4 protein-coding genes and 1 pseudogene are annotated in these 3,386 nt (G+C 75.2%); 3 read left to right on the top strand and 2 right to left on the bottom strand.

Going from position 1 to position 3,386, the window contains the following annotated elements:
* Positions 1-104: 104 nt before the first annotated feature.
* A complete protein-coding gene (locus D1825_RS00660) occupies positions 105-374 on the bottom strand; it encodes a hypothetical protein (RefSeq protein ID WP_138067061.1) in 270 nt (89 codons plus the stop codon).
* An 85-nt stretch (positions 375-459) separates the two neighbouring features.
* On the opposite strand from D1825_RS00660, the gene D1825_RS00655 reads away from it, so the two are divergent.
* The 3 genes from D1825_RS00655 to D1825_RS00645 are packed head-to-tail and all read left to right on the top strand — an operon-like array spanning position 460 to position 3,062.
* Positions 460-1,419 carry a helix-turn-helix domain-containing protein gene (locus tag D1825_RS00655; protein ID WP_118765610.1) on the top strand — a complete coding sequence of 320 codons (960 nt, stop codon included), beginning with the start codon at positions 460-462 and terminating at the stop codon, positions 1,417-1,419.
* Between the two features lie 7 nt (positions 1,420-1,426).
* Complete coding sequence (locus D1825_RS00650) at positions 1,427-2,182, top strand: MBL fold metallo-hydrolase (RefSeq protein ID WP_233549542.1); 756 nt, start codon at positions 1,427-1,429, stop codon at positions 2,180-2,182.
* Between the two features lie 28 nt (positions 2,183-2,210).
* Positions 2,211-3,062 (top strand): hypothetical protein, encoded by an 852-nt coding sequence (locus tag D1825_RS00645; protein ID WP_118765609.1) that lies wholly within the window; start codon positions 2,211-2,213, stop codon positions 3,060-3,062.
* Positions 3,063-3,115: 53 nt separating this feature from the next.
* Here D1825_RS00645 and D1825_RS18065 read toward each other — a convergent pair.
* A pseudogene (locus tag D1825_RS18065) lies at positions 3,116-3,386 on the bottom strand (glycoside hydrolase family 2 protein); the annotation flags it as partial.

Here is a 3,386-nt window from a genome sequence, read left to right as displayed (position 1 = left end):
CGGCGATCAGCTCCCCGAAGAACGGTTCGTGGCCCAGCATCCGGGCCGGGCGCGCGAGCACCAGGCCCACGGCATCGGTTCGGTGCGGCACGCGGCCAGCCTAGTCACGAGGCGTGTGGCGTCGCGCCCGCCATCCGGGCCAGTGCGCGGCCGTGCCCCGTCGGTGCGGAAGGGGTCGTGCGGCGCGCCCGCTCCGGCTCCTCGTGCGCGCGGAGGGCGGCGAGGTCCAGGGCGGTCCGACGAGCGTCGGCGTCGCACTCGGCCGGGAAGTCGGTGGTGCGGCCCACGGGGTCCCAGCGCGTGCCGCGCAGCGCGAGCACGACGAGCGGGGAGGCGATCAGGAGTGCGGCGAGGACGGTCACGTAAGTGCTCATGCAGACAGCGTCGTCCGCCGGTCCGCGCGGGACGAGTGGCAGTCAGGACGTTGACCGTCAACATTCTGCCAACTAGCCTGGCGCCATGTTGCGGAGCGTGGGAGCCCTGGTCGTCGACGGCCTGGCGATGTTCGAGTTCGGCGTCGTGTGCGAGGTGTTCGGCATCGACCGGACGGATGACGGCGTGCCGGCGTTCGACTTCCGGGTCGTGGCACCCACCGCCGGAGCGGCGATCCAGTCCGGCATCCCCGGGGTCGAGATCCGCGCGCCGTACGGCCTCGATGCGCTCGCGGACGTCGATCTCGTGGCCGTTCCCGCCACCGTGATCCGCGACGAGTACGACCCCGCGGTCCTCGACGCGATCCGTGCGGCCCACGCACGCGGGGCCACGATCGTCTCGGTCTGCTCGGGCGTGTTCGTCCTGGCAGCCGCCGGGATCCTCGACGGCCGCACGGTCACCACGCACTGGCGGCACGCCGACGAGCTCGCGCGCCGCTACCCGAACCTGGTCGTCGACCCCGACGTGCTGTTCGTCGACGAGGGCGACATCGTCACGAGCGCCGGCACCGCCGCGGGCATCGACGCGTGCCTGCACATCGTCCGCCGCGAGCTCGGCGGCACGGTCGCCACCGCGATCGCGCGGCGCATGGTCGTCCCCCCGCAGCGCGACGGCGGCCAGCGCCAGTACATCCCGCAGCCCGTGCCCGAGTGCAGCGACGACTCGCTGCGGCTCGTGCTCGAGTGGGTGCAGGGCACGCTGGCCGACGACCACACGGTCGACTCGCTCGCGGCCCGCGCCCTGATGTCGCCGCGCACGTTCGCCCGGCGGTTCGCGGCCGAGACCGGCACGACCCCGATGCGCTGGCTCGCCGGGCAGCGCGTCATGCACGCGCAGGTGCTGCTCGAGGACAGCGACCTCGACGTGGAGGAGGTCGCGCGCGAGTGCGGGTTCGGGTCCGCGGCCCTGCTGCGCCACCACTTCCGCCGCGCCGTCGGGGTGGCGCCGGCGGACTACCGCGCCTCGTTCCGCAGCCGCGTCGCGTGAGCGTCGCGTGATTGGCACTGCCCGCGCCCTGATCGAGGTCGCCGACGGCGTGCACGTCGCGACGAGCAAGGTCATGGCGACGACGAGCACCGTGGTCGCCGGGCCCGGCGGCGTGCTGCTCGTCGACCCGTCCTGGGTCCCGTCCGAGCTGGACGCGCTGGCCACGGCGCTCGACGAGCGTGACTGGCCGGTCGTCGGCGGCTTCGCGACCCATGCCCACCACGACCACCTCCTGTGGCACCCGCGGTTCGGCGACGCGCCGCGCTGGGCGTCGCCGCGCACCGCCGAGCTGGCCCGGTCCGAGCGTGCGAGCCTGCTCGAGTCCCTCGGGGCGGGATGGCCCGACGAGCTCGTCGACCTCTTCGGGCGCGTCGAGCCGACGCTCGGGTTCGACGAGCGCATCGAGCTCGTCGTGCACGACGGCCACGCGCCCGGCCACACGGCCCTGTGGCTCGCGGACCAGCTCGTGCTCGTCGCGGGCGACATGCTCAGCGACCGCGAGGTCCCGCTCCCCTTCGGGCCCGACGACCTGCCCGCCTATCTGGCCGGCCTCGACCGGCTCGCCCCGTACGTCGCGCGGGCCGCGGTGCTGGTCCCGGGCCACGGGACGCCGACGACAGACCCGGCGGCGCGGCTCGACGCGGACCGCCGCTACCTCGACGAGGTCGTCGCCGGGCGGGTCCCCGAGGACGAGCGCCTGGCCGACGCCGAGAACCGCGCCGAGTACGAGCACCTGGCCGAGATGGTCCGCGCGACCGGCTGACGAGCGAGCCCGCGCTTACGCTCGAGGCATGCCCGAACCCGTAGCGACCGACACCTTCCCCCTGGGCCGAGCGCCCCGACCCACCACCGGCGAGGACCTCGCCGAGCGGGTACGACGCACGGTCGCCGACCAGACCGGCAACCAGGTCGACGTGTCCGCCCTGCAGGTCCGCGCGACGCTCGACGGGCCGGAGGTGCCGAGCCTGGAGATCGACCTGACCGGCATCGTCGTCGCGGGGGCTCGGAAGGCACCGCCCGCACCCGCGCCGATCACCGTCCGCGAGCGCGAGCCCGGCGTGGTCCACCGGCTGAGCGTGGACGCCCACCCGGTCACGGTCGAGGGCGTCCGCGTCGACGTCCGTGCCGAGGCCGAGCAGGTCCGGTTCTCCTGGGTCGAGGGCACGGACGGCTCGCTCGCCGTCGAGCTCGTCGAACCCACCGCGGACGCGCCGCTCCTCGGAACGCTGCGCATCGCGGCAGCGCGGACCGAGCTCGTCGCGGCCATCCGGCGTCTGGCCGAGCAGGCCGCGGCGAGCCAGGGACTCAAGCTCACGCAGCTCGACGTGGACCTCACCTCGAAGGGACCGCGCGCGGTGTCCGTCGCCGCCCGCGCCCAGCTGCGCAAGGGATTCCTCTCGGCGACCGCCACGGGCGGCGCGAACGCCACGATCGACGACGCGCTCGTCCTGACCCTCAGCGACGTGACCGCGACCAGCGGGAACCCGATCGTCGCCGCCGTGCTCGCCACCGCGCGCGGCCGGCTCCAGGCGCTCGAGGGCCGCCGCATCGACCTGGGCGCGCAGCTCCCGCCGGGCGTCCGGATCGTCGACCTGCGCCTCGACGTCGGCCCGGAGGTCGTCCTGACCGCCCGCACCGCCTGAGACGTACGAGGGGGCCGGCCCCCACGGGGACCGGCCCTCTCGGCGTTCGTCCGTCAGCCCACGGACGCCCGCGCCGCCACCAGGTCGTTGGCCGTGCGCAGGACGGGCGCAGTGACGAGGACACCCTCCAGGCCGGCCGTCCCGGTGCGGACGTTCACCCGGGCGGTCGCGCCGGCCGGGAGGGTGATCAGCGCGGCGTCGACGACGGCCGCGGGGTCGAGCCGATCGACGTGCAGCGTGAGGTCGCGGACGAGCGAGCGAGCCTCGACGGTCACCACGTAGCCGCCCTCGACGGCCTCGGCCGACGCGGTGAAGGGCGCGGCG

The organism is Cellulomonas rhizosphaerae (genome assembly GCF_003470205.1).
GTDB lineage: Bacteria > Actinomycetota > Actinomycetes > Actinomycetales > Cellulomonadaceae > Cellulomonas > Cellulomonas rhizosphaerae.
Note: the sequence above shows the minus strand (reverse complement) of the source record. Positions and strands in the feature narration are given on the sequence as shown.

Coding starts and splice junctions, on each gene's coding strand:
- D1825_RS00660 (WP_138067061.1), bottom strand. CDS start 374: ATGAGCACTTACGTGACCGTCCTCGCCGCACTCCTGATCGCCTCCCCG.
- D1825_RS00655 (WP_118765610.1), top strand. CDS start 460: ATGTTGCGGAGCGTGGGAGCCCTGGTCGTCGACGGCCTGGCGATGTTC.
- D1825_RS00645 (WP_118765609.1), top strand. CDS start 2,211: ATGCCCGAACCCGTAGCGACCGACACCTTCCCCCTGGGCCGAGCGCCC.